The 26529-nt window shown below is 67.1% G+C and carries 24 protein-coding genes; 16 read left to right on the top strand and 8 right to left on the bottom strand.

The window, feature by feature from the left end:
* Positions 1-46 precede the first annotated feature (46 nt).
* Positions 47-1417: a 30S ribosomal protein S12 methylthiotransferase RimO gene (gene rimO / locus SGR02S_RS03340; RefSeq protein WP_067105647.1), complete on the bottom strand. Its 1371-nt coding sequence runs from the start codon at positions 1415-1417 to the stop codon at positions 47-49.
* A gap of 83 nt (positions 1418-1500) precedes the next feature.
* On the opposite strand from rimO, the gene SGR02S_RS03335 reads away from it, so the two are divergent.
* The 3 genes from SGR02S_RS03335 (at position 1501) to SGR02S_RS03325 (ending at position 4059) form a co-directional block, all read left to right on the top strand.
* A complete protein-coding gene (locus tag SGR02S_RS03335; protein WP_067105645.1) occupies positions 1501-1827 on the top strand; it encodes a DUF423 domain-containing protein in 327 nt (108 codons plus the stop codon).
* A gap of 106 nt (positions 1828-1933) precedes the next feature.
* Positions 1934-3085: an acyl-CoA dehydrogenase family protein gene (locus SGR02S_RS03330; protein WP_067105643.1), complete on the top strand. Its 1152-nt coding sequence runs from the start codon at positions 1934-1936 to the stop codon at positions 3083-3085.
* A complete protein-coding gene (locus tag SGR02S_RS03325; protein WP_255211376.1) occupies positions 3082-4059 on the top strand; it encodes an acyl-CoA dehydrogenase family protein in 978 nt (325 codons plus the stop codon). The genes SGR02S_RS03330 and SGR02S_RS03325 overlap by 4 nt, the downstream gene beginning before the upstream one ends.
* On the opposite strand, the gene SGR02S_RS03320 is transcribed toward SGR02S_RS03325, so the two are convergent.
* Entirely contained in the window at positions 4026-4820 is a 795-nt protein-coding gene (locus SGR02S_RS03320; RefSeq protein WP_067105639.1) for an IclR family transcriptional regulator, read from the bottom strand. The genes SGR02S_RS03325 and SGR02S_RS03320 overlap by 34 nt on opposite strands.
* Positions 4821-4921: 101 nt before the next feature.
* Between SGR02S_RS03320 and SGR02S_RS03315 the strand changes: the two genes are divergently transcribed.
* From SGR02S_RS03315 to dmpG, 3 genes are read left to right on the top strand one after another with little or no spacing between them, the layout of a single operon-like run.
* The gene (locus SGR02S_RS03315; RefSeq protein WP_067105637.1) at positions 4922-5701 is read left to right on the top strand and encodes a 2-keto-4-pentenoate hydratase; all 780 of its coding nucleotides are present in this window, start codon (positions 4922-4924) and stop codon (positions 5699-5701) included.
* 4 nt (positions 5702-5705) lie between these two features.
* Complete coding sequence (locus tag SGR02S_RS03310; protein WP_067105700.1) at positions 5706-6635, top strand: acetaldehyde dehydrogenase (acetylating); 930 nt, start codon at positions 5706-5708, stop codon at positions 6633-6635.
* Complete coding sequence (gene dmpG / locus SGR02S_RS03305; RefSeq protein ID WP_067105634.1) at positions 6632-7669, top strand: 4-hydroxy-2-oxovalerate aldolase; 1038 nt, start codon at positions 6632-6634, stop codon at positions 7667-7669. The genes SGR02S_RS03310 and dmpG overlap by 4 nt, the downstream gene beginning before the upstream one ends.
* Positions 7670-7898: 229 nt before the next feature.
* Here dmpG and SGR02S_RS03300 read toward each other — a convergent pair whose 3' ends face one another.
* Positions 7899-8714 carry a hypothetical protein gene (locus tag SGR02S_RS03300; protein ID WP_234002592.1) on the bottom strand — a complete coding sequence of 272 codons (816 nt, stop codon included), beginning with the start codon at positions 8712-8714 and terminating at the stop codon, positions 7899-7901.
* A gap of 39 nt (positions 8715-8753) precedes the next feature.
* On the opposite strand from SGR02S_RS03300, the gene SGR02S_RS03295 reads away from it, so the two are divergent.
* The 6 genes from SGR02S_RS03295 (at position 8754) to SGR02S_RS03270 (ending at position 16594) form a co-directional block, all read left to right on the top strand.
* Positions 8754-9938, top strand: a complete 1185-nt coding sequence (locus SGR02S_RS03295; protein WP_067105630.1) for a CaiB/BaiF CoA transferase family protein — start codon at positions 8754-8756, stop codon at positions 9936-9938.
* A gap of 2 nt (positions 9939-9940) precedes the next feature.
* Positions 9941-10807, top strand: coding sequence for a crotonase/enoyl-CoA hydratase family protein (locus tag SGR02S_RS03290; RefSeq protein WP_067105628.1), 867 nt, complete (start codon positions 9941-9943; stop codon positions 10805-10807).
* Between the two features lie 11 nt (positions 10808-10818).
* Positions 10819-12441, top strand: a complete 1623-nt coding sequence (locus tag SGR02S_RS03285) for an acyl-CoA dehydrogenase family protein (protein WP_067105626.1) — start codon at positions 10819-10821, stop codon at positions 12439-12441.
* Positions 12438-13196, top strand: a complete 759-nt coding sequence (locus tag SGR02S_RS03280) for a crotonase/enoyl-CoA hydratase family protein (protein ID WP_067105624.1) — start codon at positions 12438-12440, stop codon at positions 13194-13196. The genes SGR02S_RS03285 and SGR02S_RS03280 overlap by 4 nt, the downstream gene beginning before the upstream one ends.
* 111 nt (positions 13197-13307) lie before the next feature.
* A complete protein-coding gene (locus SGR02S_RS03275; protein ID WP_067105622.1) occupies positions 13308-13910 on the top strand; it encodes a Yip1 family protein in 603 nt (200 codons plus the stop codon).
* 170 nt (positions 13911-14080) lie between these two features.
* Entirely contained in the window at positions 14081-16594 is a 2514-nt protein-coding gene (locus SGR02S_RS03270; RefSeq protein WP_067105620.1) for a TonB-dependent receptor, read from the top strand.
* A 99-nt stretch (positions 16595-16693) separates the two neighbouring features.
* Here the strand turns inward: SGR02S_RS03270 and SGR02S_RS03265 are convergent, their stop codons facing one another.
* On the bottom strand, positions 16694-19780 hold the full coding sequence (locus SGR02S_RS03265) for a TonB-dependent receptor (RefSeq protein ID WP_156482952.1): 3087 nt from the start codon (positions 19778-19780) through the stop codon (positions 16694-16696).
* Positions 19781-20214: 434 nt separating this feature from the next.
* Here SGR02S_RS03265 and folE point away from each other — a divergent pair, with 434 nt between their 5' ends.
* Entirely contained in the window at positions 20215-20811 is a 597-nt protein-coding gene (gene folE / locus SGR02S_RS03260; RefSeq protein ID WP_067105618.1) for a GTP cyclohydrolase I FolE, read from the top strand.
* A 141-nt stretch (positions 20812-20952) separates the two neighbouring features.
* Here folE and rplI read toward each other — a convergent pair whose 3' ends face one another.
* The 4 genes from rplI to SGR02S_RS03240 all read right to left on the bottom strand — a co-directional run bounded on the left by rplI (position 20953) and on the right by SGR02S_RS03240 (position 24054).
* A complete protein-coding gene (rplI, locus tag SGR02S_RS03255) occupies positions 20953-21582 on the bottom strand; it encodes a 50S ribosomal protein L9 (protein WP_067105617.1) in 630 nt (209 codons plus the stop codon).
* Between the two features lie 13 nt (positions 21583-21595).
* Complete coding sequence (rpsR, locus tag SGR02S_RS03250; protein WP_033073748.1) at positions 21596-21820, bottom strand: 30S ribosomal protein S18; 225 nt, start codon at positions 21818-21820, stop codon at positions 21596-21598.
* An 11-nt stretch (positions 21821-21831) separates the two neighbouring features.
* On the bottom strand, positions 21832-22197 hold the full coding sequence (rpsF, locus tag SGR02S_RS03245; protein ID WP_067105615.1) for a 30S ribosomal protein S6: 366 nt from the start codon (positions 22195-22197) through the stop codon (positions 21832-21834).
* A 477-nt stretch (positions 22198-22674) separates the two neighbouring features.
* Positions 22675-24054, bottom strand: coding sequence for a Mur ligase family protein (locus tag SGR02S_RS03240; protein ID WP_067105613.1), 1380 nt, complete (start codon positions 24052-24054; stop codon positions 22675-22677).
* A 157-nt stretch (positions 24055-24211) separates the two neighbouring features.
* On the opposite strand from SGR02S_RS03240, the gene SGR02S_RS03235 reads away from it, so the two are divergent.
* From SGR02S_RS03235 to SGR02S_RS03225, 3 genes are read left to right on the top strand one after another with little or no spacing between them, the layout of a single operon-like run.
* Entirely contained in the window at positions 24212-25039 is an 828-nt protein-coding gene (locus SGR02S_RS03235) for an LD-carboxypeptidase (RefSeq protein ID WP_067105611.1), read from the top strand.
* Positions 25040-25083: 44 nt separating this feature from the next.
* Positions 25084-26034: an ACP S-malonyltransferase gene (fabD, locus tag SGR02S_RS03230; protein WP_067105609.1), complete on the top strand. Its 951-nt coding sequence runs from the start codon at positions 25084-25086 to the stop codon at positions 26032-26034.
* Positions 26035-26068: 34 nt separating this feature from the next.
* Positions 26069-26521, top strand: a complete 453-nt coding sequence (locus SGR02S_RS03225; RefSeq protein ID WP_067105607.1) for a GxxExxY protein — start codon at positions 26069-26071, stop codon at positions 26519-26521.
* Positions 26522-26529 lie beyond the last annotated feature (8 nt).

The raw sequence follows: 26529 nt of genomic DNA, 5'->3' as shown, positions 1-26529 counted from the left end.
ACCACCGACCGGGCCGAAGCGTTCCCGTAAAAATGTCGCCCGGAAATCAGGCGGTCACGACCCCGAACAGGTCATGCTCGTCGGCGTCTTCGACCAGCACGTCGACGATGTCGCCTGCCTTCAGCCCTGCGGCGACGTCGCGAAGGTAGACATGGCCGTCGATCTCCGGCGCGTCGGCCTGGCTGCGGCCAGTGGCGCCGATGCTGCCATCCTCGTCGGCTTCGCCCACCTCGTCGATAATGACGGGAAGGGTGCGGCCGACCTTCGCCGCGAGCTTCGCGGCGCTGATCGCGGCGGTCTTTTCCATGATCCGCTGGTAGCGCTCTTCCTTGACCGCGTCCGGCACCGGATCGGGCAGGGCATTCGCCTGCGCGCCCGCGACCGGCTCGAAACGGAAAGCACCGACGCGATCGAGCTGCGCCTCGTCGAGCCAGTCGAGCAGATAGCGGAAATCCTCCTCGGTCTCGCCGGGGAAGCCGACGACGAAGCTCGACCGCACCGCGATGTCGGGCGCGATCGCGCGCCACGCCGCGAGCCGTTCGAGCACCTTCGCTTCGTTCGCGGGGCGCTTCATCGCCTTCAGCACCTTCGGACTCGCATGCTGGAAGGGAATGTCGAGATAGGGGGTGAGCAGCCCTTCCGCCATCAGCGGGATCACCGCATCGACGTGCGGATAGGGATAGACATAGTGCAGCCGCACCCACGGCGCGCGGCCTTCGCTCGTCCGAAGCTGGCCGAGTTCGCGCGCGAGATCGGTCATGTGCGCGCGCACCTCGCGCCCCTTCCACTCGCGCGGATCATGGCGGATATCGACGCCATAGGCCGAGGTGTCCTGGCTGATCACCAGTAGTTCCTTGGTCCCCGCCGCGACGAGCTTCTCCGCCTCGCGCAGCACCGCGTCGATGCGGCGACTGACCAGCCGGCCGCGCAGGTCGGGGATGATGCAGAAAGCGCAGCTATGGTTGCAGCCCTCGCTGATCTTCAGATAGCTGTAGTGGCGCGGGGTCAGCTTGAGCCCGCCCTCCGGCACCAGATCGACGAAGGGTCCCTGCGTCGGCGGCGCGGCGTCGTGGACCGCATCGACCACCTGCTCATATTGATGCGCGCCGGTGACCGCGAGCACCTTCGGGAAGCGCGCGCGGATCAGGTCGGCCTCGCTGCCCATGCAGCCGGTGACGATGACGCGGCCGTTCTCCGCCATCGCCTCGCCGATCGCCTCGAGGCTTTCCTCCTTCGCGCTGTCGAGGAAGCCGCAGGTGTTGACGAGCACCACGTCGGCCCCGGCATAATCGGGCGACAGGCCATAGCCGTCGGCGCGCAATTTCGTCAGGATGCGTTCGCTGTCGACCAGCGCCTTCGGGCAGCCGAGCGAAACCATGCCGACTTTCGGCTGGGCGGGGAGGGTCTTGACTGGCATGATTGGCGGCGCCCTTATGCGATTTTTGTGGCTTTGTCACGCGCGGCGCTATCGGGCGGCCGCGCGAAGGAAGGAAAAGGACGATGATCGGATTGTTTGCGGCGATTTCCGCGGCCGTCGCGGTAGCGGCGGGCGCGTTCGGCGCCCATGGCGCGGCGGGGCAGCAAGAGGCCGAATGGCTGCGGACCGGCGGCCTCTATCAGTTGATCCACGCGGTCGGGGCGCTCGCCGTGATGGGCGTCGCGCGTGGGCCGGCGGCGATGCTGCTGGCCGGTTCGATCCTGTTCGCCGCCACCCTCTATGCGATGGCGCTGGGCGCGCCGCGGTGGCTGGGCGCGGTGACGCCGATCGGCGGCGCCCTGATGATCGCCGGCTGGCTGTGGGCGGCGTGGGCGATGCCGCGAGGGTGACCGAATCGGCCTTCGGGAAGGAGGCTGCATATCTATTGCTGCCGTGGTCGCGATGGGGCATGCGGCATCTGCCGCGGTGCGGCCGGCCACATAGGAGGGAAGACGGGTGTTCGACACATTGACCCTCGCGGCGCTGCCCGCCGAAGACGAAGCGCTGCGCCCGGCGATCCGCGCGCTTGCAGCCGAAGCCGTCGCGGCGCGCGGCGATGCGGCCCGCGCCCGGTCGTGGGCGGGGTTTGACGCGGCGTTCAGCCGCAGGCTGGGCGAAGCGGGCTTCCTCGGCCTGACGCTGCCCAGGCGCTATGGCGGCGGCGAACGCGGGCCGTTCGCGCGCTTCGTGGTCGTCGAGGAATTGCTCGCGGTGGGTACGCCGGTCGCGGCGCACTGGATCGCCGACCGCCAGAGCGCGCCGCTGATCCTGCGTTTCGGCACCGAGGCACAGCGCGATGACTATCTTCCGCGCATCTGCCGCGGCGAGATTTTCTTCTGCATCGGGATGAGCGAGCCGGGGTCGGGGTCCGACCTTGCCAGCGTGCGCACCCGCGCCGAGCGCACCGAAAGCGGCTGGCGCGTCAACGGCCAGAAGATCTGGACGAGCAACGCGATGCACAGCGACTACATGATCGCGCTGCTCCGCACCTCGGGCACCAGCGAGGATAGGCACGGCGGCCTGTCGCAGCTCATCATCGACCTCAAGGCGCCGGGCGTGACGGTGCGGCCGATCGCCGACCTGGCGGGCGACGCGCATTTCGCCGAGGTGTTCTTCGAAGATGTCGACCTGCCCGCCGACGCGCTGATCGGGCATGAGGGCGAGGGCTGGAAGCAGGTCACGGCCGAACTCGCCTTCGAACGCAGCGGGCCCGAGCGCATCTATTCGAGCGTCGTGCTGCTCGACGCCTGGGTGCGGCATCTGCAGGCGATGGGGCGCGAGGATTCGGCGACGGTGGCGCTGGTCGGCGATTTCACCGCGCGGCTGGGGACGCTGCGGGCGATGTCGATCGCCTGCACCGCGCGGCTCGCGCTCGGCGAGAGCCCGGTGGTCGAGGCGTCGCTGGTCAAGGACCTCGGCACCAGCTTCGAACAGGAACTGCCGATCGCGATCGGCGACGACCTCGCCGCGCATCCGGACGAGCCGGTCGATGCGGAGCTGTATCGCACCTTGCTCTATGTGACGCATGTGGCGCCGAGCTTTTCGCTGCGCGGCGGCACGCGGGAAATATTGCGCGGGATCATCGCGCGCGGAATGGGACTGCGATGATGGATCACGATGCGCTTCTTTCGCCCTTCGAGCGGATGCTCGAAACCGTCGCCGCGCCCGCCGCGGTGCGCGCGGTCGAGGCGGGCGGCGATACCGATGCGATGTGGGACGCGGTGGCCGGATCGGGGTTTCTCGACGCGCTGGTTGCCGAGGCGGCGGGCGGCTTCGGCCTGCCGGTCGCGGCGGTGCAGCCGCTATGGCAGGCGCTGGGGCGCCACGCGGTGCCGCTGCCGGTCGGCGAGACGATGATCGCGCGGGCGTTACTGGCGGACGCCGGTGCGCCGCTGCCCGACGGACCGGTCGCGCTCGCCGTGGCGGCGCCGGGACAGACGGTGGTGGTGCCGCTGGGGCTCGTCGCGCGCCATGTGCTGGTCGAACAGGACGGGCGGCTCGCCCTCGTCGCGGCGGACGGGGCCGAAGCGACAGGGGTTGCCCGCAGCCTCGCGGCGCGGATGCGATGGGACCGGCTCGACGGGATGCTGCCGGCGCCGGCGGGGGGATTGCGCGCGCTTGCGGCGGTGCTGCGCGCGGCGCTGATCGCCGGCGCGGCGGATCGGCTCGTCGCGATGACCGCCGCCTATGCCAACGAGCGCGCCCAGTTCGGCAAGCCGATCGGCCGCCAGCAGGCACTCCAACAGAATCTGGCGGTGATGGCCGAAGAGGCGGTCGCGGCGCGCATCGCGTCGCAACTCGGCTGCGCCGGGGCCTGGCCGCCTTCGCTGGCCGCCGCTGCGACCGCCAAATCGGTGGCGAGCAGGGCCGCGACGCGCGTCGCCGCAACCGCGCACGCGGTGCACGGCGCGATCGGGATCAGCGTCGAGCACGACCTTCACCTCTTCACCCGCCGTCTGCACGAATGGCGGCTTGCCGATGGGTCTGAAAGCTGGTGGAACCGGCAGCTCGGCGCCCAGCGGCTGACAAGCGGCGCCGGGTCGGTCGACTATGTGCGGGCGGAACTGGCGGCGCCCGCCTGACCGGCCTCTCCGGCGAGGCGGCGGGCCACCGCGCGCAGACGCGCGATCGTCTTGCGCCGCACCGCCGGATCGGGTGTGCGCCCAAGGAAGGATAGCGAAATCGCGCCCTCGATGCGCCCGTCCTCCGGCGGCAGCGGCACCGCGATGCAGAACAGGTCGTTGCGGATTTCATGGCGGTCATAGGCGATGCCGGTCCGGCGGATCGTCGCCAGCTCGTCTCGCAGCACCGCCGCATCGGTGATCGTGTTTGGGGTTAGCGCGATCAGCGGGCCGCCGGCGAGATAGGCGGCCAGCGCGGGCTCGGGCAGCGCGGCGAGCAATATCTTGCCGATCGCCGAGCAATAGGCTTCGAGCTGCATCCGTTCGGCGGTGAACAGCTCGGCGGCGTCGCCGCGCTCCTTGACGATGTAGGTGACCATCGAATCCTCGAGGATGCCGGCATGGGCATAGGCGCCGAACTGCGCCGCCAGCCGCGCGAGCGGGCGGCGCAGGCCGGCGGCGAGCGCGGCGCGCGGCTCGCTGGGCTGCGCGAGGGCGGCGAGGCGCGGCGCTGCGCGATAGACGCCCTTCGCGGTGCGGACCAGATAGCCTTCGGCCTCGAGCGTCAGCGCAAGGCGGTGCGCCGTCTGCGGCGGCAGCGCCAGCCGCGCCGCCACCGCCGACAGGGTCGAGCGCCCGCCGTCGCGAACCAGCGCTTCGAGCAGCCGCAGTCCCTTGATCAGCGTCTGCGATGTGTAAGCGGGGGGCGAGGGCGAATTCATGTCACCTTTTGGCAGGCTTGCTCTCGAATATTAAGAGATAATCGCAATCGCGCGGTGGCGCCCGGCGCGATCCCTGATAGCAGGCGCGCAGGGAGACCGAGATGACAGCGACATTCGAAGACCTCGCGCGGCGGCTGCGCGACGCCTATACGGGCGGAACCGTGCCCCCGCTTCGCGACGGGCTGGACCCGACCGATGCCGACGGCGCCTATGCGGTGCAGACGATCAACACGCGCTTCTGGGAAACGCAGGGGCGGCGCATCGTCGGGCGCAAGGCGGGATTGACGGCGAAGGCGGTGCAGCAGCAACTCGGCGTCGACCAGCCCGATTTCGGGGTGCTGTTCGACGACATGCGCATCGCCGACGGCGGCCGACTCGACCCGGCGCGGGCGATCCAGCCGAAGGCGGAGGCGGAGATCGCCTTCATCCTCGGCGCCGACCTGCCCGACCCGGCGACGACGGCGGAACAGGCGGCGGCGGCAGTCGCACGCGTCCATGCGGCGATCGAGATCGTCGACAGCCGCATCGCCGACTGGAAGATCAGCTTTGCCGACACGGTCGCCGACAATGGATCGTCGGCCTTCTTCCTGCTCGCCGACGCTGGGCGGCCGCTCGCCGGGCTCGACCTCGAAGGCGCGGCGATGGAAATGACCGTCAATGGCGCGGTCGCCTCGACCGGGGTCGGCGCCGCGGCGCTCGGCAATCCGCTCAACGCCGCCGCATGGCTGGCGCGGACGCTGGCGGCGCGCGGCGAGCCGCTGAAGGCGGGCGACATCCTGCTCGCCGGCGCGCTGGGGCCGATGGTCGCGCTGACGCCCGGCGACGCGGTGATCGCGCGCGTCGCGGGCATCGGCGAATGCCGCTTCACCTACGGGAACTGAGATGATGGCGAAAACCAAAGTGGCGATCATCGGGTCGGGCAATATCGGCACCGACCTGATGATCAAGATCATGCGCCTGTCGAAGGGACTGGAAATGGGGGCGTTCGTCGGCATCGATCCCGAATCCGACGGCCTGAAACGCGCCGAGCGGCTCGGCGTGCCGATTACTGCCGAGGGACTCGACGGGCTCGTCGCGATGCCGGGCTTTGCCGACATCGGCATCGTCTTCGATGCGACCTCCGCAGGTGCGCACCAGCGGCATAGCGAGGTGCTGGTCGCCCACGGCAAGCGGGTGATCGACCTGACGCCGGCGGCGGTCGGGCCGTACACGATCCCGCCGGTGAACGGCGATGCGCATCTGGATGCGCCGAACGTCAACATGGTGACGTGCGGTGGGCAGGCGACGATCCCGATCGTCGCGGCGGTGAATCGGGTGGCGAAGGTGCATTATGGAGAAATCGTGGCGTCCATCGCGTCGAAGAGCGCCGGCCCCGGCACCCGCGCCAATATCGACGAGTTCACCGAGACGACGAGCCAGGCGATCGTCGAGGTCGGCGGTGCGGCGCGCGGCAAGGCGATCATCGTCCTCAACCCCGCCGAACCGCCGCTGATCATGCGTGACACCGTCTATTGCCTGTGCGACGACGGCGACCGCGACGCGATCCGCCGGTCGGTCGAGGCCATGGTGGCCGAGGTGCAGAGCTATGTCCCCGGATACCGGCTGAAGCAGGCGGTGCAGTTCGAAAGCATCGGCGGCAACGCGCCGCTGACCATTCCGGAAATGGGCGGCAGCTTCACGGGCTTGAAGGTCAGCGTCTTTCTGGAGGTCGAGGGGGCGGCGCATTATCTGCCGGCTTACGCGGGCAATCTCGACATCATGACCTCGGCGGCGCTGAAGACCGCCGAGAAGATCGCCGAAAGGATGGCGGCATGAGCTTCGACCCCATCACCACAAAGCTCTATATCCAGGACGTGACGCTGCGCGACGGGATGCATGCGATCCGCCACCAGTACGGCCTCGACCATGTGCGCGCGATCGCGCGGGCGCTCGACGCTGCGAAGGTCGACGCGATCGAGGTGTCGCACGGCGATGGCCTGCAAGGATCGAGCTTCAACTATGGCTTCGGCGCGCATACCGACTGGGACTGGATCGGCGCAGTGGCCGAGGTGCTGGAGCATAGCGTGCTCACGACCTTGCTTCTCCCCGGCATCGGGACGATCCACGATCTGAAGCACGCCTATGAAATGGGCGTGCGATCGGTCCGCATCGCGACGCATTGCACCGAGGCCGACGTCGCAAAGCAGCATATCGGGTTCGCGCGCGGCATCGGTATGGACGTCGCGGGCTTTCTGATGATGAGCCATATGTCCGAGCCCGAAGCGCTGGCGGGCCAGGCGAAGCTGATGGAAAGCTATGGCGCGCATTGCGTCTATGTCACCGATTCGGGCGGTGCGCTGACGATGGACGGCTATGCGGCGCGGCTCGCCGCCTATGACCGCGTGCTGAAGCCCGAGACGCAGCGCGGCGTCCACGCGCACCACAATCTCAGCCTCGGCGTCGCGAACAGCATCGTCGCGGTGCAGAACGGTGCGATCCGCGTCGACGCCAGCCTTGCCGGCATGGGCGCGGGGGCGGGCAATGCGCCGCTGGAGGTCTTCATCGCCGCCGCCGACGTCTATGGCTGGAACCATGGCTGCGACCTGTTCGCGCTGATGGACGCCGCTGAGGAACTGGTGCGCCCGTTGCAGGACCGCCCGGTGCGCGTCGATCGCGAGACGCTGACCCTCGGCTATGCCGGGGTCTATTCCTCCTTCCTGCGTCACGCCGAAAAGGCCGCCGCCGACCACGGACTCGACACGCGCGCGATCCTCGTCGAACTCGGCCGCCGCAAGATGGTCGGCGGTCAGGAGGACATGATCGTCGACGTCGCGCTCGACATGGTGCGCCGCCGCGAGGTCGCGGGCTGATGTGTCGAGTTTGGAGCGTGATCATGTTTGGATGAACCATGTCGTGTCCCCGCGCAGGCGGGGACCCAGAGCGATGTGGCGCCGCCCTTGGCTCTTCGAAGCTCTGGACTTCCGCATTCGCGGGAGCACGCGGCTTTGCGAGCCAAGACAATCATGCATTAGTATCCAAATTACCGTCCCAACGGATTTGAGACGATGCAGATAAAGGCGCGGCTAAAGGCGCCGCGCTTTATCCTCGCAAATAGGCTTGCCAGATCGCCTTGCCGACGCGGTCGTAGCGGTTCATCGCCTCGATCAGGCGCGACAGGCCGTCGGCCGGGCCGAACGCGTCGGGAAGCAGCGGATCGCGCATGATGGCGCGGATCGCCTGCCGTCCGAGCAGCAGCGTCTCCGCCGCCGCGGCGTGTAGCGGCATGGCGTCGATGCGCGCGCCGCTGCGGTCGAGCGCCCCGGCCAGTTCCAGATAGGCCGCGCGCCGGGCGTCGGCGGGCCACAGCGTCGGGAAGCGTTCCGCGCGCCCCGCGTCGAGCCCCGCCGCCTCGACGACGCACAGCGATGCGGCCGCGTCGAGCGTCGCCAGCCTTTGCCGCGCCCCCTCGGCGCCGCCTTCCAGATTGTCGGGGCGCGCCCAGACGTTCGTTTCGGCCTCGGCAAAGCCTTCGAGGTCCAGCGCGCGCAGCGTGCGGCGCCACGCCGTCCGGTCGGCGCGTTCCAGCGGCCCCGCGATCGCCAGCAGCCAGCCGCCGCCCCACGCCCGCCGCAGGTCGAGCCGCGTCCGCCAGCCCAGGATGAGCTGCTGGAGCGGTGCGCCGCCCGAACCGATCGTGTAACGGCCCCGCGCGATCGCGCGCACCCGGTCCTCGGTCTTGAGGCGCGTCAGCGCGGTGCGGATTCCCGGGGCCTCGATGCCGAAGGCGGCACCCGCCCGCACCAGTTCGCCGACCGAGAAGGCCGGCGGCTCGCCGGTGTCGAGCAGGTCGAGGATCAGCATCCGTGCGCTCATCGTGCCGCCGCCAGCGATTATTATGTTGCGTTCTGCGTCCATATCCGACTTATTGTGCAATAAATAATGGAGGAGAGGAAGATGCTGCCCCTCGAAGGCATCACGGTAATCGATCTGACCAGCGTTGTCGCGGGACCGCTCGCGACGCAGATCATGGCGCAGCAGGGTGCGCGCGTGTGGAAGATCGAACCGCCCGAGGGCGACCGGGCGCGCCTGCTGGGCGCGATCGCGGCGCCGGGGTTCAGTTCGGCGCACGTCGCGCTCAACGCAGGAAAACAATCGATCGCGCTCGACCTTGCCCGCACCGAGGGCCGCGCTCTGCTCTGCCGCCTCGTTCCGCATGCCGACCTGCTGATACACAATTTCCGGCCGGGGGTGATGGAACGGCTGGGGCTGGGCATCGCGGCACTGCACGCGCTCCGCCCCGATCTGGTGATCGCGCGGATCAGCGGTTTCGGGCAAGATGGGCCGATGTGCGGCACCCGCGCCTATGACCCGATCATCCAGGCCGAATCGGGGATGGTGAGCTGGGACGACAGCGGCGAGCCGACGCTGGCGCCGCAGTGGATCTGCGACAAGACGGCGGGTCTCTATGCCGCGCAAGCTGCGACCGCGGCGCTCGTCGCGCGCGGGCGCAGCGGCGAGGGGACGGTGGTCGATATCTCGATGCTCGAAGCGGCGGTCGCTTATGGCTGGATCGACCTGCACGGGGCCGAAGTCTTTCCCGACGCGCCGTCGCGGATGCCGAACATCGCCGCGGTCTATCGTCCCTGGGCGACGGCGGACGGATGGATCGTCGTCGTCATGCTGTCGCAATCGGAGTTCGAAGGCTGGGCGCGGGCGATCGGCGCACCCGAGCTGCTGTCCGATCCGCGCTATGCCGACATGGCGACGCGTTTCCTCAACTGGGACGATCTGCGCGCCTTTTCGGCCCCGCGCGTCGCGGCGATGACGACGGCCGAGGCGGTCGAGCGGTTGGCCGAGGCGGGGGTGCCGTGCGGCGTCGCCAACCGCTCGGCGGCGCTGCCGGGGCATGCGCAGCTCGCCCACGACGATTTCGTCGCGCTGACCGACCATCCGCAGGCGGGACCGGTGCGCCGCGCCCGCGCGGTCGCACGCTTCGACGGCGCGCGGGCGGCGACCGATGCCCATGCGCCGCGGGTCGGCGAACATGGCCGCGCCATCCTCGCCGCCGCCGGCCTCGACGCCGCTGAAATCGCCGCCGCGCTCGCCATGGGCGCGGTCCACCTCCCCGAGGAGATTTGACCATGCGTTTCGAAACCCTGTCCTATACGACCGACAACCGGGTCGCGACGATCACGCTCGACCGGCCCGAATATTTCAACGCGATCGCGCACGGCATGCCGCGCGAGATCCGCGCCGCGGTCGAGAAGGCGGAGGCCGACCCCGACGTTCATGTCATCGTCGTGCGCGGCGCGGGGCCGGGCTTTTGCGGCGGCTATGACCTCAAGCATTATGCCGAGCGCAAGGGAGAGATCAGCGGGTCGCAGGACATGCCGTGGGACCCGACGCTCGATTTCCAGATGATGTGGCGCAACACGCAGGATTTCATGGCGCTGTGGCGCGCGACCAAGCCGACGATCGCGCGCGTCCACGGCGCTGCGGTCGCGGGCGGATCGGACATCGCGCTGTGCTGCGACTTCCTGATCATGGCGGAGGATGCACGCATCGGCTATCCGCCCGCGCGCGTCTGGGGCGTGCCGACGCCGGCGATGTGGGTCTATCGGCTGGGGCCGCAGATGGCGAAGCGGATGATGATGACCGGCGACCTGATCGACGGACGCGAGGCGGCGCGCATCGGCCTGGCGCTGGAGGCGGTGCCCGAGGCGGAACTCGACGATGCGGTCGAGCGGCTGGCGGGGCGGCTGCGCGGCGTGCCCCGCAACCAGTTGATGATGACGAAGACCGTCGTCAATCAGGCCTATGACAATATGGGCCTCAATAACACGCAGATGTTCGCGACGCTGTTCGACGGCGTTTCGCGCCATTCGCCAGAGGGTATATGGTTCCGCGAGCGCGCGCAGGAGGTCGGCTTCAAGCAGGCGGTGGCCGAGCGCGACAGCGGCGATCCGATCGCGAGCCAGGTGTCGAAGCGCCTGCCGGCCGAAGATTGAGGAGACAGACGATGACCGCCATCCGCCCGATCGACCGGCTCGACACGCATGAGGTGTTCAACCAGCCGCCGCCGCTCGAAAACACGAACCTGTTCACCGGCGACCGCGCGCTGGTCGATGCGGTGACGCAGGCGGGGGCGGCGGGCCATGCCGAACGGCTGGCGGCGCTGGGGCAGCGCTGCGGCTCGGCCAAGGTGATCGAATGGGGCGTCGAGGCGAACCGGCAGGTGCCGGTGCTCGAAACGTTCGACCGCTACGGTCACCGCGTCGATGAAGTGCGTTTCCATCCCGCCTATCACGAACTGATGCGGCTGGGGCTCGACAGCGGCTTCGCGTCGGCCGCGTGGGACGGCAGCGCGCACGGACATGCGCTGCATTCGGCGATCCTCTTCCTGACCGGGCAGGCCGATTCGGGGACGAGCTGTCCGATGACGATGACCTATGCCGCAGTGCCTGCGCTGCGTGCCGAGCCGGCGGTCGCCGATATGTGGGTGCCGCGCATCGCCGCCGGCCGCTATGACCCGGCGGTCCGCCCCGCCGCCGAAAAGGCGGGGGTGACGATCGGCATGACGATGACCGAGAAGCAGGGCGGCAGCGACGTGCGCGCCAACACGACGCGCGCCGAGCCGACGGGCGAGGAGGGCTGGTACAGCCTCACGGGGCACAAATGGTTCTGTTCGGCGCCGATGTGCGACGCCTTCCTGACGCTCGCCTATGCGGGGGGCGGGCTGACCTGCTTCCTCGTGCCGCGGTGGCTGCCCGACGGGACGCGCAACGCGGGCTTTCGCGTCATGCGGCTCAAGGACAAGATGGGCGACCGGTCGAACGCCTCGTCCGAAATCGAATATCATGGCGCGCTGGCGCAGCGGCTGGGGCCCGAAGGGCGCGGGGTGGCGACGATCATCCAGATGGTCCAGCACACGCGGCTCGACTGCGTCGTCGGATCGGCGCAGCAGATGCGCGGCGCGCTCGCGCAGGCGTTGTGGCACACCGCGAACCGCTCAGCCTTCCAGCGCCGCCTGATCGACCAGCCGGCGATGGCGGCGGTGCTCGCCGACCTTGCGGTCGAAAGCGAGGCGGCGACGGCGCTCGGCTTCCGGCTGGCGCAGGCGTTCGATGCGGACGATCCCCTCGCGCGGCTGCTGACCCCCGTCGCCAAATATTGGGTGTGCAAGCGCGCGCCCGGCCTCGTCTATGAAGCGATGGAGGCGCATGGCGGTGCCGGCTATATCGAGGCGGGGCCGATGCCGCGCCTGTTCCGCCAGTCGCCGCTCAACGCGATCTGGGAAGGGTCGGGCAACGTCATCGCGCTCGACCTGCTGCGCGCCATCGCGCGCGAACCCGACGGGGTCGAGGCATTGCACGCCTTTCTGGCGGCGCAGCGCGGGCACGACGGCGCCTATGATCGCTGGATCGACGCGATCGACCTGCGCGCCGCGCACGAAGGCACCGCGCGGCTGCTGATCGAGCGGCTCGCGCTCGCGGCGCAGGCGGCGGTGCTGATCGGCCAGGGCAACCCGCTCGCGGAGGCTTTCTGCCGCCTGCGGCTGATCCCGCGTGGCAGCGCCTATGGCGCCTTCGATGCCGCGATCGACACGCGTATGATCGTCGACCGCGCGATGCCCGCGGCATGACGGTCCGCGTCACGAACGACGGCGCGGTGCGCACCGTCACCATCGACCGGCCCGCGTGCCGCAACGCGGTCGACCCGGCGACCGCCGACGCGTTGCGCGCCGCATTCGCCGATTTCGAGGCCGACGACGGCAGCGCGGTCGCGGTGCTGACCGGGGCGGGCGGCCATTTCTGCGCCGGTTTCGACCTGAAGGCGGTGGGGCAGGGCGAACGCCGCTACGAGCCCGAGGGCGACGGGCCGATGGGGCCGACGCGGATGCTGCTGTCGAAGCCGGTGATTGCCGCGGTCGAGGGCTATGCGGTCGCGGGCGGGCTCGAACTCGCGCTGTGGTGCGATCTGCGCGTCGCCGCCGAAAGCGCGACCTTCGGCGTCTTCTGCCGCCGCTGGGGCGTGCCGCTGATCGACGGCGGCACGGTGCGCCTGCCGCGCGTCGTCGGTCAGGGGCGGGCGCTCGACATGATCCTGACCGGGCGGTCGGTCGCGGCGGACGAGGCATTGGCGATGGGACTGGCCAGCCGCGTCGTGCCGGACGGTGCCGCGCTGTCGGCCGCGCAGGCGCTGGCGGCGGAGATCGCGCGCTTTCCGGCGCTGTGCATGCGCACCGACCGGGCGTCGGCCTATCGCCAATGGGACTTCGACCTGGCCGAGGCGCTGCGGTTCGAGGGACGCGAGGGCGAAAAGCCGCTGCGCGCCGAGGCGAAGGCCGGCGCCGGCCGCTTCGCCGATGGTGCCGGGCGCGGCGGCCGGTTCGAGTAGCCCCGGACGCGTCTTTCCCGTTTCCGCCGTCCCTGTGCTATGGAGCACAGCGGCGACGGGCCGGAATCCCGCATATGGCTCCGTCGAAAGCCGCGAAATGGGGAGAGGAAGATGACAGCGAATGATGGCAAGCCGGCGCTCGTCGCGCGCGTGAGGGGCATTCTTCTGCGTCCGGCGGAGGAATGGGCGAAGATCGATACGGAGGCGGACACGATCGGCGACATCTATCGCCGCCATGTCTTGCCGCTCGCGGCGATTCCCGCCGTCGCCCACTTCATCGGGTCGACCGTCTTCGGCTATTCGGCGATGGGCTTCACATTTCGGCCGTCAGTCGGCGCGGCGCTCGGCACCGCGCTCGTCCAATATGGCGCGGCGCTGGTCGGCGTGTTTGTGCTGGCGCTGATCATCGACGCCCTCGCGCCGACCTTCGACGCGACGCCCAATCGCGTGCAGGCGTTCAAGGTCGCCGCCTATTCGGCAACCGCGAGTTGGGTGGCCGGAATCTTCGGCCTCGTCCCGGCGCTCGCCGTGCTGATGCTGCTCGGCCTCTACAGCCTGTATCTGCTCTACCTCGGGCTGCCAAAGCTGATGCGGGCGCCGGAAGCGAAGGCGCTGGGCTATACCGCCGTCGTCATCATCGCCGCGATCGTGGTCGCGCTGCTGCTCAGCCTCATCATGGCGCCGGTTTCCGGCCTGTTCAGCGGACGGCTGTAGGGGGTCTCGCACGGGGACTGTTGCTTTTCGGCCACTATCGGACGGAAAAGCCAAGGTTTTTCTTTCTCCGCGTTGACGGTGTCCGGCGGCGCGCTAGGGCCACTGGCACCCCCGGAGCATCCCCTCCTCAGGCCCCTGTGGGCTGCGCTTCGCGGGTCGGAGAGAGAATCATGACCTTGCGCAACATGCTGCTGGGCGCCACGATGCTGTGCGCCGCCGCGACCCCCGCCATCGCCGCTGCCCAGAACACGGGTGCCGGCGATAATGATTACGGCAACGAGATCATCGTCACCGCGAGCAAGCGGTCGCAGACGCTGCAGGATACGCCGATCGCCGTGTCGGTGGCCTCGGCGGCCGACATCGAAAATTCGCAGATCCGCGACCTCATCGACCTGCAATCGGCGGTGCCCAGCCTGCGCGTGGCGCAGCTTCAGTCGAGCGCCAATACCAATTTCATCATCCGCGGTTTCGGCAACGGTGCCAACAACCCCGGCATCGAGCCGTCGGTCGGCGTCTTCATCGACGGTGTCTATCGCTCGCGTTCGGCGGCGCAGATCGGCGACCTGCCCAACCTCGAACGCGTTGAGGTGCTGCGCGGTCCGCAATCGACGCTGTTCGGCAAGAACGCCTCGGCGGGCGTCATCAGCATCGTCACGCAAAAGCCGCAATATGATTTCGGCGGCTCGGTCGAGGCGACCTACGGCAATTACGACGCGATCACGGTGAAGGGCAATGTCACCGGCCCGATCGGTGAAAATGTCGCTTTCTCGCTCGGCGGCAATTTCAACCGCCGCGACGGCTATGCGCAGGATTTGCGGCTGGGCAAGGACGTCAACGACCGCAACCGCTGGGGTGTGCGCGGGCAGTTGCTGTTCGAACCGACCGAAGCGCTGTCGATCCGCCTGATCGGCGATTACGACAAGATCGACGAGAATTGCTGCATTGCGGCGAACGTCATCGCCGGGCCGACGGTCGCGATCACCGACCTGCTGGCGGGCGGGACGAGCGTCGATGCCGCCAATCCCTTTTCCTATCACGTCTACAATAATTTCCTGTCGTCGAACGAGATCGAGAATTACGGCGGATCGGCGCAGATCGACTATGATCTCGGCGCGCTCGCGCTGACCTCGATCACCGCCTATCGCGAGGTGCGCGCCGACACCAATCAGGATTCGGATTTCTCGGGCGCCGACCTGATCGGGCAGAAATCGGACGATACCGCGATCAACACGTTCACTCAGGAACTGCGGCTGACGTCGGACTTCGACGGGCCGGTCAACTTTCTGATCGGCGGCTATTATTTCCACGAGAAGATTCGGCAGCACAGTCAGATCTATTTCGGCGACGACTTCCGTCCCTATGGCAACGCGCTGATCCAGGCGGCCAGCGGCGGGCTGCTGGACGTTCCGACGCTCGAGGCCGCGCTGGGTGCGCCGAACGATTCCTTCTTCCACGCCGGCGACGGCATGGATGAACGTTACCGGATGAAGAACACCGCCTGGTCGATCTTCGGCACGCTCGATTTCGGGATCAGCGACCGGCTGACGCTGACGCTCGGCGGCAACTATACGAAGGACAAGAAGCGCTTCACGACCAACGTCACCAGCACCGACGTCTTTTCGGGGATCGACCTCGACGCGGCCGCCTATACGCCGTTCCGTGAATTCGTGCTTGTCAGCAGTGGGGTGGATCCGGCGACCGCCGCTTTCCTCGCGGCGAATCCGACGCTGATCCTGCCCGATGGCAGTAGCGCGAACCCCCTCGCCGGCCTCAAGGATTTTCAGTTCCTGCCGCCTTTCCTCGACGTTCCGAACAGCGTCGAGCCGGGCCGGGTCAGCGATGGTGATTTTTCGTGGAGCGCGCGTCTGTCCTATGAACTGACCGACACGGTCAACGTCTATGCGACCTATGCGACCGGCTTCAAGGCCGCCTCGGTCAACCTGTCGCGCGACAGCCGCCCACTGGCGGCGGACCTGCCCGCGATCGTCGCGGGCGGCCTCGCGACACCGAACCTGGTGGCGGGCACGCGCTTCGCGGCGCCCGAGGAATCGGAAGTCTATGAGGCGGGGCTGAAGGCCAACTGGTCGGTCGCGGCGCTGAACCTCGCGGTGTTCAAGCAGTCGATCAAGGGGTTCCAGTCGAACGTCTTCACCGGCACCGGCTTCGCGCTCGCCAACGCCGGCAAGCAGTCGACCTTCGGGATCGAGTTCGACGGATCGGTGCGGCCGGTTCGCGGACTCAACCTGAACCTCGCCGTCACCTATCTCGACGCCAAATACGACAGCTTCGTCGCCTCGGCGTTCGGCGACCTGTCGGGCATGAAGCCCGCGGGCATCCCCGACCTGTCGGTGTCGGCGGGCGGCACCTACACCCACGAATTCGCGGGCGGGACGCGGGCGATCGCGCATGTCGACTATCAGTATGAAAGCCCGACGCAGATCGTCGACGGCCTCGCCGCCCTGCCGGCGAGCGTCGCGCAGAATCTGAAGCGCGAGGTCAACCAGCTCAACGCGTCCTTCACCGTCGCGCTGACCAACGGCCTCGAACTCGGCGTGTGGGGCCGCAATCTGACCAATGCGCGCTATCTGACGACGATCTTCAACGCCGTCGCGCAGTCGGGCAGCGTCTCGGGCTATCCCAGCCAGCCGCGGACCTACGGTGTGACCGCGCGCTTCAAATTCTGATCGGAAGGCGGGCGTCCGCGCCCGTCCTTCGACGATGGACAAAAGAAACCCCGGCCTCTCGTTCGAGAGGCCGGGGCTTTTTTTGCCTATTTGGGCTGGTTAGAACCGCACGCCCGCCGCGATGCCGTAGCGCCGCGGTTCGAGGGTGAAGATGTTGGTGTAGTTACCCGACGACTGGTCGGTGATGTAGAGACCGGTGACGCTATTCACGTCGAAGACGTTCTGGATGAACCCCTTCACGAACCATTTGTCCTCGGCTCCGTTCAGCTGAAGCTGCGCGTTGACCTGGGCATAGCCTTTGATCTTGTTGACGTTGCCGTTGAAGATGCTGCCATAGCTGTCGCCGGTGTAGGCGAGGTCGAAGCGCGGGACGAGCGTCATGTCGCTGTCGCCGAGGTGCGCGGTATATTGCACGCCAGCGCTGAACTTATAGTTCGGCGCCTGCGGCAGCTTGTTGCCCTTCAGGTTCACATTGACGCCGGCCGAATGATATTCGATCCCGCCGAACGCCGCCGGGTCGAGACCGGCCCCCGCGAAGGCGCCGCTGGCAGCGGCGCCAAGCACGCCGCAAATGCCGAAAGCACCGGTCGAAGCGATGCCTCCGTCTGCCGGGAAGGTCGTCGTTCCCTGCAAGCCAGCGCCGGCGGCGAGGCCGGGGACGAGGCCGGCGTTGATGACGTTGTTCACCGTGTTGACGAAGGCGTTGACACCGGTGACGTTGCCCGAAGTCGACGAAACCGCGCAGTTCGCACCGTTGGTGATGTCCTTGATGATGACGGCATCGGCTCGGCCGCCGCCGAAATCGCGCGGGTTGCTGGTGAGCTTGTCTTCGGTCACCTTCGTATGCAGGTAGCTGAAGCCGAGGTTGATCAGCCAGTTCGGGTCGGGCCGCACCATGCCTTCGATTTCGAAGCCGTAGATGTCGGCGCTGACGTTGTCGTTGACCGCGGTACGGGCGACGATCTTGCTGAGCTGGAGATCCTTGTACTTGTAGTAGAAGGCCGTCGCGTTGAGCTGCAGTGCGCCGTTGCCGAAGCTGTTCTTCGACCCGATTTCGAACGCGTCGACCTGTTCGGGCTTGAACGATTCGGGCACCGCGAAGACCGGCTGCAGCGGCGGGTTGATGCCGCCCGATTTATAGCCCCGCGAATAGGAGGCATAGATCAGATTGTCCTCGGTGATCTTGAAGTCGATCACCGCGCGGCCAGTCAGCTTGTTATAGGAGACGCTGCGGCTCTGATAGGCTTCGCATCCCGGTTTCGATCCGACCGCGCCCACCGGAGTAGCGGGGGTGCCATCCATGAAAGCCGTGCTGCCATCGGGCAACGTCTGGGTACAGGGCGTCGCGCTGTCGCCATCGAAAAGGGCGCCATAGGGTGTGTCGAACAGATCGCCGGCAAAGCTGTGGGGTGCGAAGATATTGCCGTTCGAACTGGCGAGCAGCGACCGTGTGCGGACGCTCTTCTTGTCGTTGTTGTAGCGCAGGCCGAGGGTCAGTTTCAGCCGATCGCTGAACTCGACATAGGCTTCCCCGAAAAGACCGTAGGATTTGATCTTCAAATCATCCGTGTTGTTGCGGAAGAAGGGCTGACCCAGCACCGACGGCGGCAATCCCGCCTTAAAGGACGAGAACGCTCCCAGCACACCCGCGAGATAATCGATCGGGAAGGCGTTCACATAATAGCTGTTCTCGGTCAGGTGATAATCGGCATAGATGCCGCCGAGCAGGAAGTTGAACGGACCATCAAGGTCGCTGGACAGGATGGCTTCCCCCGACCAACTGCTGTTATACTGGTTCGATCGATCGAATTGCAGCGACTGATCGCTGCAGATGCCGTTGCCGCCAAACACGCCGCGTCCCGTATCGTCGGACTGCGAAGTGCAAAGAACGCCGTTTGGACCGTTCGGAATCAGGGCTGCGGCTACGGGCGCGAAATAGGCTGCAGAGCCAGGAACAAACGCCGGAGCAGGCGCCGGCAGGCCGGTCGGAATACCGTTGGCGGCAAAGAAAGCCAACGTGTTCAAGGCCCCCGCATAGAGTGAGCGGTCGCCGATATTGCTGTTGTAATCCTGCTGCGCCTCGAGCTTGACCTTCTGATACTGGCCGGACACCTGCAAGGCGACCGGGCCGAAATTATGTTCGATCTGGCCCTGGAGGATCAGTTCGCTGGTGAAATAGGACGGCGTGAAGGCCGTCTTTACCTCGCGCGGGTCGCTCGAAATCGACGTATTGCCATAGACGTTGGGGCCGTAAATGCTGCCAAGCGCGAAGGCGGCCGGAATGCCCTGCGTTGCCAGGAATTCCTTTGACGTCAGTGCGGCGGTGAAGGTCGCATTGCCGTTGAACGGCGACGCGTCGAGCCGGTTGTTCAGACAGCCGAGGATGCCTGTCGGGTCATATTGGCAAAGCTGTTTCTGGATGCGCGTGCGCTGGTCGCGTTCGTGGAAATACGACCCCATCAGGTCGATCGTGGTGTCGGACGACGGCTCCCAGCGCAGCGAGCCGCGGACCGAGTAGAGGTCGCGGTCGTCGATGCGGGTATTGAGGAAGGTGTTCTTGGTGTAGCCGTCGCGGTTGAGGTAGATGCCCGCGACGCGGATGCCCGCGGTGTCGCCAAGGGGGATGTTGACCATCGCCTTGCCCTTGATCGAGTCATAATTGCCATATTCGGCTTCGGCCGACGCCTGGAACACGCCGAGCTTCGGCTTGGCGGTGATCACGTTGACCACGCCCGAGGTCGCGTTGCGGCCGAACAGCGTGCCCTGCGGCCCGCGCAGCACCTCGACGCGTTCGAGGTCGAAGAATTCGGTTTCGAACAGGCGGGTCGAAAACAGCGGGTCGCCGTTCAAATGGATCGCGGTCGCGCTGTCGCAGGTCGTGCCGACGCACAGGTCGCCGATGCCGCGGATGGTGAAGCTTGCGCCGGTGAAGTTTGTCTTGGTGAAGGTGACGTTCGGCAGCGTGAGTTGAAGGTCCGACGGCGTCTTGATCTGCTGCGCCTCGAGCGCTTCCGACGAGAAGGCGCTGACCGCGATCGGCACGTCCTGCAGGCGTTCGGACTGGCGCTGCGCGGTGACGACGATCTCGCCGCCGAACGCGTCGGTCGTGGAACCGCTCTGCGCATAGGCCGGTGTCGCCACCGTCATGGCCAGGATGGACGTTCCGATCAGTGCGTTGAACTTCATTTATATCCTCCCATTTTCGATCCCGCGGTTGCGGGTCGCCCAAATCTGATTTGTGGTTGGGGAAGGGACGCCGATCAGGCATACGAACGGGCACCGGACCCGTCCGATCCGACGCCAGAGCAGTTGCTGCTCGCCAGCGATGCTGGTCATCGTCCTCTCCCACCGGCGTCGGGGAAAACGCCGGCCTCTCCGGATTACGGTCCGCTCAAGCGAACTCTGTAATGGTCCAAAGGTGCGCTTAGTTGACGAAAGCGTCAAGCCACTTGTGCCGGAGAAAAAATCGCGGGAAAGCGCGCTCCTCGGCTCCTTCCGAAAAGCCACGATTCCCCAACGTAAACTTGTCCCGGGGTGGGAATTTCTTCGCGCCATGGGCTTGCGCAAAGCCATTTGGGGGGCGACATGTGCGACATGATAGCAACAGTGAAAGAGGGGCGATGACCGAGGTGGAACTGGGGCCGGACGGCAAGATTCTCGTGCCCGGTCCCGTGCAGGACGCGATCCGCACGCTGATCGAATGGGCGGGCGACGACCCGTCGCGCGAGGGTTTGCTCGACACGCCGAAGCGCGTCGCGCGCGCGTGGAAGGAATATTGCCAGGGCTATGCCGAGGACCCGGGCCTCCACCTGTCGCGCACTTTCGAAGAGGTCGGCGGCTATGACGAGATCGTGCTGCTGCGCGACATTCCGTTTCAGTCGCACTGCGAGCATCATATGGCGCCGATCACCGGCAAGGCGTCGATCGCCTATCTGCCGAAGGATCGCGTCGTCGGCATCTCGAAACTGGCGCGGGTCCTGAACGGCTATGCCCGCCGGCTCCAGGTGCAGGAGCGGCTGACGGCCGAGGTCGCGCGGTGCATCTGGGACCATCTCCAGCCGCACGGCGTCGCGGTGGTCATCGATGCGCAGCACGGCTGCATGACCGGCCGCGGCGTGCGCACGCCGGGCGTGGGCATGGTGACAAGCCGCCTGCTCGGCTGCTTCCTCGACGACGAACGCAGCCGCAAGGAAGTGCTGAGCCTGATGGGGTATTGATCGAAACCTCGCCCCAGCTTTCGTCGGGGCGACGGCAGGGGATAGGGCGGCGATATGGAAGCCCTGGCGAGACGATGACAAAAAGGCTCCGAAACCATGCGGTTTCGGAGCCTTTTTGCCTCTTGCGAGAGGAAGAAAGGCTTACGCCTCTTCGCCCTCGTCGGCCGCAGGTGCGTCTTCCGCAACCGCTTCCGACGGCGGGGTCGCGTCCTCGAACTCGTCCTCGCTGTCGGGTTCCAGCGCCGCGGCGACCGCTTCGGCATGTTCTTCCTCGAACATGGCCGCGATCACGTCGATGCCCTGGCTCTGCATTTCGGCCTCGTCGGGCGAGCGGGCGACGTTGACGCCGACGGTAACGCTCACCTCGGGGTGCAGCCGGACCTTGACGTCGAACAGGCCGAGCGACTTGATCGGGCGTTCGAGCTCGACCATCGCCTTGGTGATGTTGGTCACGCCGTCCTCGACCAGCGCGTCGACGATGTCGCGCACCGACACCGAGCCGTAGAGCTGGCCGGTGTTCGACGCCTGGCGGATCAGCACGACCTGCTTGCCGTCGACATCCTTGGCGCGGCCTTCGGCGGCGCTGCGGCGTTCGGCGTTGTCGGCCTCGATCTTCGAGCGGTTCGCTTCGAACAGCTTGCGGTTGGCGTCGTTCGCGCGCAGCGCCTTGTGGTTGGGCAGCAGATAGTTGCGCGCAAAGCCGTTCTTGACGGTGACGACGTCGCCGATACCGCCCAGTTTCTCGATACGTTCGAGCAGGATGATTTCCATCGGTCCGCCCTCCTTACTTCACGATGTAGGGAAGCAGGCCGATGTGGCGGGCGCGCTTGATCGCGCGGGCCAACTCACGCTGCTTCTTGGTGGACACCGCGGTGATCCGCGACGGGACGATCTTGCCGCGCTCCGACAGGTAACCCTGGAGCAGGCGGACGTCCTTGTAATCGATGACCGGTGCGTCCTTCTGGCTGAAGGGGCAGGTCTTGCGGCGACGGAAAAAGGGTCGTGCCATGATGCTTCTCCTTATTCTTCGCCGTCGCGGTCACGGCCACGGCCGCCGCGGCGTTCCTGCTTGCGCATCATCACCGACGGACCCTTTTCGAGCTCGTCGACGCGAATCGTCATCCAGCGGATGATATCTTCGTTGATCGCCGCCTGGCGCTCGATCTCGGCGACGGCTTCGCCCGGCGCTTCGACCGACACCATCGCGTAGTGACCCTTGCGGTTCTTCGCGATCTTGTAGGCGAGCTGCTTCAGGCCCCAGGTTTCGGTCTTGTGGATCGTGCCCTTGTGGTCGGTGACGATCGTGGCGACATTTTCCGCCAGCGCGTCGACCTGAGCCTGGCTCAGGTCCTGACGCGCGATGAATACATGCTCGTAGAACGGCATGGTTGCGCTTCCTTCATTTGGCCGATCGCTGATTTCGCGCCGATCGCGAAACCCCTCCGGCTGTCGTCCGGCTTTGCCTGTTCGTGCAAAGCAAACGGGGCGACAGGCACAAGGCCTCGCCCCGAATGCGGGCGCCTATACAGATTTCGGCGGGATAAGCAAGGGATCGCATTGTCCGGTAGCGCATCGGTTCGAATGTCCCCCCGCCCCGCTTCTTGCAGGGATCATGCGTTCCGGGGGCACGCGCCAGTCGTGGCGGGCATGCGGAGCGTCTTATGGATCAGGCGTCGGGTTCTTGCGAGCGAGAGGAAAATGCAAGGACCAATGCCGTAATGACGCCGATGATTATCGCGATCCATGCACCCGTCATAGCCACATCTGCTGCTTTGCCGCCCGGTATACAAGGTTGACATAAAGGCTGCAGCGCCAAAATTCAAGCCGAGGTCGGCCTTTGTCCCTTGCCCATTTGCGCGGAGGTCAGGTCAACTTCGCAAGTATTTCGTACCCGAATTCGGTCAGCGTGTCGTCGCGCGCGCCGAGGATCAGGATGCGGTCGCCGGGCTTCGCCGCGTCGAGCATCGCCGCGCCGCACGCCGCGCGCGTCGTCAGGTGGACCGCGTCGCTGCCGCCGGCGACGATGTCGGCGACCAGCGCCTCGCTGCCGATGCTGCGGTCGACGGTGCCGCCGAAATAGACCGGATCGCAGACGAACAGCCGGTCGCCGTCGCGCATCCCGCCCGCAAAGCTCGCCGCCAGCTCCTGGCCCATCTGGCGGAGCGGACCATAGCCGTGCGGCTGGAAGAAGAGCAGCGCGCGGCCCGGCAATTCGGCGACCGCCGCCAGCGTCGCGGCCACCTTGTCCGGATTGTGCGCGAAATCGTCGATGACGGTGACGCCGCCCGCCTGGCCCAGCACCTCGTAGCGGCGCGCGAGGCCCACGAAATCGGCCAACGCCGCGACTGACTGCGCCACCGGGATATTGAGCGCGCGCGCCGCCGCGATCGCAGCGAGGGCGTTGGCGGCATTGTGGCGTCCCGGCATCCGCAGGCGGGCGGCGTGACTGTCGCCCGCGAAATGCACGGTGAAGCGGCATCCGTCGGGCAGCGGCTCGAAATCGCTGCCGCGCACCGCCGCCGCGTCGGAAAAGCCGAAGCGCAGGACGTTGCCGCCGGCGAGCAGCGGCGCCGATTCGGCGTCGTCGGCGTTGATCACCGCGACGCGCGCCTTCGCGGCGAAATCACCGAACAGCCGGTGCAGTTCGTCGAGGCTCTTGTGGTCGAGGCTGATGTTGGTGACGACCGCGACGTCGGGGCGATAGAGCGCGATCGACCCGTCGCTTTCGTCGACCTCGCTGACATAGGTCGCCGGATCGCCGACCAGCGCGCTGGCGAAGGGGGTGTCGGCGCCGGCGAAATTGCGCATCACCGCGCCATTCATCACGGTCGGGCGGCGCCCCGCGCGCTCCAGGATCCAGCCGATCATCCCGGTGACGGTCGATTTGCCGCTCGTCCCGCCGACGCCGACCGCCGTGTCGGCGGCGTTGAACAGCGCGGCGTTGAGGTCGGCGCGCGTCAGCCGCGGCAGGCCGAGCGCGCGCGCGGCCGCGACGTCGGGCACGCCGTCCTCTATCGCGGCGGAGGCGACGAGCGTCTGGCCCGCCGCGACGCCGCTGCCGTCCTGCGGAAACAGCGCGACGCCGCGGCCGGCGATCCACTCGAACTTGTCGGGCGTGCGCCCCTGGTCGCGGCTGCGGTCCGACCCCGAAACCGCGGCTCCGCGCGCCGCGACGATCATCGCCAGCGGCAGCATCCCCGATCCGCCGATGCCGCAGAAGAAATAGGATTTGTTTTCGGCCATGCCCGCGCGTTATGGCCTTGGCGAAGGCTTTGCAACCGGCACTCAGCGCGAAATCCGTTCGTGTCGAGCGAAGTCGAGACACCCATCGGGACAGCGCAGAGCCGAGGGGCATCTCGACTTCGCTCGATGCGAACGGATTTGGGAGGTGCTTCTAGTCATGCGCATCGGAATCGTCGCCCCCTCGACCCCCATATTGCCCGACGATGCAGAGGCGGTGCGCGCGATCGCGGCGCTCGGCTATCCCGAGGTCGAGCTGGTCTTCGACCCGCAATGCTTCGTCAGCCATGGTCATTTCGCGGGCGCCGACGCGGTGCGGCGCGAGGCGCTGGTCGCGATGGCGAACCGGCCCGACATCGACGCGATCTGGTTCGCGCGTGGCGGCTATGGCGCATGCCGGATCGCCGGGGACGCCGTCGCCGCGATGGGGGAGGGCGCGCGGCACAAGGCGTTCCTCGGCTATTCGGATCAGGGCAATCTGCTCGCCTGCCTCTATCGCGAGGGGTTCGACCATGTCGCGCACGGCCCGATGGTCGCCGATGTCCGCCGCGCGGACGGCGAGGCGGCGGTGGCGCGTGCGCTCGACTGGCTGGTCGCGCGCGATCCCGCCGCATGCGAGCCGGGCCTCGCCCACGGTGCGCGCCATGCCGCCTTCAACCTGATGACGCTGTCGATGCTGCTCGGAACCCCGCTTGAACCCGATCTCGGCGGTCATGTGCTGCTCGTCGAGGAGGTGAGCGAATATCTCTATGCCTTCGACCGCGCCTTCTTCCATGTCGCAAGTTGCCTGGCGCCGCGCGAGCTGGCCGGGCTGCGCCTCGGCCGCGTCAGCGACGTGCCCGTGAACGACCGGCCGTTCGGGATGGAGGCGGAGGCGATCGCGCGGGACTGGTGTGCGCGCACCGGCATCGCCTGGCTCGGCCGCGCCGACATCGGGCACGACGCGGCGAACAAGGTCGTTCCCTTCGGCTTGCATCGCGCCGGGTGAGGCAATAGGCGCGGGTGCGACACATCACACCAAGGGGACGCCAGATGCGCGCATTCATCTTTCCGGGTCAGGGCAGCCAGTCGGTCGGCATGGGCAGGGCGCTCGCCGATGCATCGAGCCACGCGCGCGAGGTGTTTCAGGAGGTGGACGAGGCGCTCGGCCAGCATCTGTTCCAGCTGATGAGCGAGGGACCGGAAGACGAGCTGACGCTGACCGAAAACGCGCAGCCGGCGATCATGGCGAACGCGATCGCGACGCTGCGCGTGCTTGAAAAGGAAGGCGGCGTGACGCTGACGGCGATCGCGGACTATGTTGCGGGCCACAGTCTCGGCGAATATACGGCGCTGTGCGCGGCGGGAGCGTTCGACCTCGCGACCGCGGCGCGGCTGCTGAAGACGCGCGGGCAGGCGATGCAGGCGGCGGTACCGGTCGGCGTCGGCGCGATGGCGGCGCTGCTCGGCGCCGACATCGACACCGCGCAGAAGCTCGCCGACGCGGCGGCCGAGGGCGAGGTCTGCACCGTCGCCAACGACAACGACCCGTCGCAGGTCGTGATCTCGGGCCATAAGGGTGCGGTCGAGCGCGCGGTCGCGCTGGTCAAGGAAGCCGGACAATCCTGGGGCATCAAACGCGGCGTGCTGCTGCCCGTCTCGGCTCCCTTTCACTGCCCGCTGATGCAGCCCGCGGCCGATGCGATGGCCGAGGCGCTCGGCGCGAATCCGCCCGCCGCGCCGCTGGTCCCGGTGGTCGCCAACGTCACCGCGGCGCCGGTCAGCGATGCCGACACGATCCGCGACCTTCTCGTCAGCCAGGTGACGGGCCGCGTCCGCTGGCGCGAGAGCGTCCGCGCGATGGAGGACATCGGCGTCGACCGCTTCGTCGAAATCGGCGGCAAAGTGCTGTCGCCGATGGTCAAGCGAAGCGCCGGCGGCGAGGTCGAGACGGTGAGCGTGATGTCGATGGACGATATCGAGGCTTTGCTCAAAGCTCTTTGAAAGATTCGCGCAGAGGCGCAGAGATCGCAGAGACATGGTGTCCATCGATCAGATTTCGCATGATGTGATCGGCGTCGCGATGCGTCTGCATCGCGAAATCGGGCCGGGTTTTCTGGAAAGCGTCTATGAGAAGCTTCTGGTCGGGCGTCTTGGCGCGATGGGATATAAGGTTGATCGGCAATGGCCGATCAACATCATTTTCGATGGCATGGAGTTTACCGAAGTCGCGCGTGTCGATCTGCTGATTGATGAGCGATTAGTGGTCGAGGTCAAGTCGACCGATGGCGCGCATCCCGTCCATTCAAAGCAGGTTCTCACTTATTTGAAGCTGCTCCATCTGCCTGTGGGACTGCTGATCAATTTCGGTCAGCCTACCTTGAAGGAAGGTATCCGCCGCCTCGTCAATGACCATAAGGACTCTGCGCACTCTGCGCCTCTGCGCGAAAATTACCATGGACCAATGTCCGACGACCGGACTCAAACATAAGGAATGAC

Source organism: Sphingopyxis granuli NBRC 100800 (assembly GCF_001591045.1).
GTDB classification, from domain to species: domain Bacteria; phylum Pseudomonadota; class Alphaproteobacteria; order Sphingomonadales; family Sphingomonadaceae; genus Sphingopyxis; species Sphingopyxis granuli.
This window is presented reverse-complemented; position numbering and strand designations above follow the sequence as displayed.

Excerpts from the sequence above, each read along its gene's own strand:
- SGR02S_RS03310 (WP_067105700.1), top strand. The coding sequence starts at position 5,706 with ATGGCGAAAACCAAAGTGGCGATCATCGGGTCGGGCAATATCGGCACC.
- SGR02S_RS03225 (WP_067105607.1), top strand. The coding sequence starts at position 26,069 with ATGGTGTCCATCGATCAGATTTCGCATGATGTGATCGGCGTCGCGATG.
- fabD (WP_067105609.1), top strand. The coding sequence starts at position 25,084 with ATGCGCGCATTCATCTTTCCGGGTCAGGGCAGCCAGTCGGTCGGCATG.
- folE (WP_067105618.1), top strand. The coding sequence starts at position 20,215 with ATGACCGAGGTGGAACTGGGGCCGGACGGCAAGATTCTCGTGCCCGGT.
- rpsR (WP_033073748.1), bottom strand. The coding sequence starts at position 21,820 with ATGGCACGACCCTTTTTCCGTCGCCGCAAGACCTGCCCCTTCAGCCAG.
- SGR02S_RS03290 (WP_067105628.1), top strand. The coding sequence starts at position 9,941 with ATGCGTTTCGAAACCCTGTCCTATACGACCGACAACCGGGTCGCGACG.
- SGR02S_RS03335 (WP_067105645.1), top strand. The coding sequence starts at position 1,501 with ATGATCGGATTGTTTGCGGCGATTTCCGCGGCCGTCGCGGTAGCGGCG.
- SGR02S_RS03295 (WP_067105630.1), top strand. The coding sequence starts at position 8,754 with ATGCTGCCCCTCGAAGGCATCACGGTAATCGATCTGACCAGCGTTGTC.
- dmpG (WP_067105634.1), top strand. The coding sequence starts at position 6,632 with ATGAGCTTCGACCCCATCACCACAAAGCTCTATATCCAGGACGTGACG.
- SGR02S_RS03240 (WP_067105613.1), bottom strand. The coding sequence starts at position 24,054 with ATGGCCGAAAACAAATCCTATTTCTTCTGCGGCATCGGCGGATCGGGG.
- SGR02S_RS03270 (WP_067105620.1), top strand. The coding sequence starts at position 14,081 with ATGACCTTGCGCAACATGCTGCTGGGCGCCACGATGCTGTGCGCCGCC.
- rpsF (WP_067105615.1), bottom strand. The coding sequence starts at position 22,197 with ATGCCGTTCTACGAGCATGTATTCATCGCGCGTCAGGACCTGAGCCAG.
- SGR02S_RS03300 (WP_234002592.1), bottom strand. The coding sequence starts at position 8,714 with ATGGACGCAGAACGCAACATAATAATCGCTGGCGGCGGCACGATGAGC.
- SGR02S_RS03285 (WP_067105626.1), top strand. The coding sequence starts at position 10,819 with ATGACCGCCATCCGCCCGATCGACCGGCTCGACACGCATGAGGTGTTC.
- SGR02S_RS03325 (WP_255211376.1), top strand. The coding sequence starts at position 3,082 with ATGATGGATCACGATGCGCTTCTTTCGCCCTTCGAGCGGATGCTCGAA.
- SGR02S_RS03315 (WP_067105637.1), top strand. The coding sequence starts at position 4,922 with ATGACAGCGACATTCGAAGACCTCGCGCGGCGGCTGCGCGACGCCTAT.
- SGR02S_RS03265 (WP_156482952.1), bottom strand. The coding sequence starts at position 19,780 with ATGAAGTTCAACGCACTGATCGGAACGTCCATCCTGGCCATGACGGTG.
- rplI (WP_067105617.1), bottom strand. The coding sequence starts at position 21,582 with ATGGAAATCATCCTGCTCGAACGTATCGAGAAACTGGGCGGTATCGGC.
- SGR02S_RS03275 (WP_067105622.1), top strand. The coding sequence starts at position 13,308 with ATGACAGCGAATGATGGCAAGCCGGCGCTCGTCGCGCGCGTGAGGGGC.
- rimO (WP_067105647.1), bottom strand. The coding sequence starts at position 1,417 with ATGCCAGTCAAGACCCTCCCCGCCCAGCCGAAAGTCGGCATGGTTTCG.
- SGR02S_RS03320 (WP_067105639.1), bottom strand. The coding sequence starts at position 4,820 with ATGAATTCGCCCTCGCCCCCCGCTTACACATCGCAGACGCTGATCAAG.
- SGR02S_RS03235 (WP_067105611.1), top strand. The coding sequence starts at position 24,212 with ATGCGCATCGGAATCGTCGCCCCCTCGACCCCCATATTGCCCGACGAT.
- SGR02S_RS03280 (WP_067105624.1), top strand. The coding sequence starts at position 12,438 with ATGACGGTCCGCGTCACGAACGACGGCGCGGTGCGCACCGTCACCATC.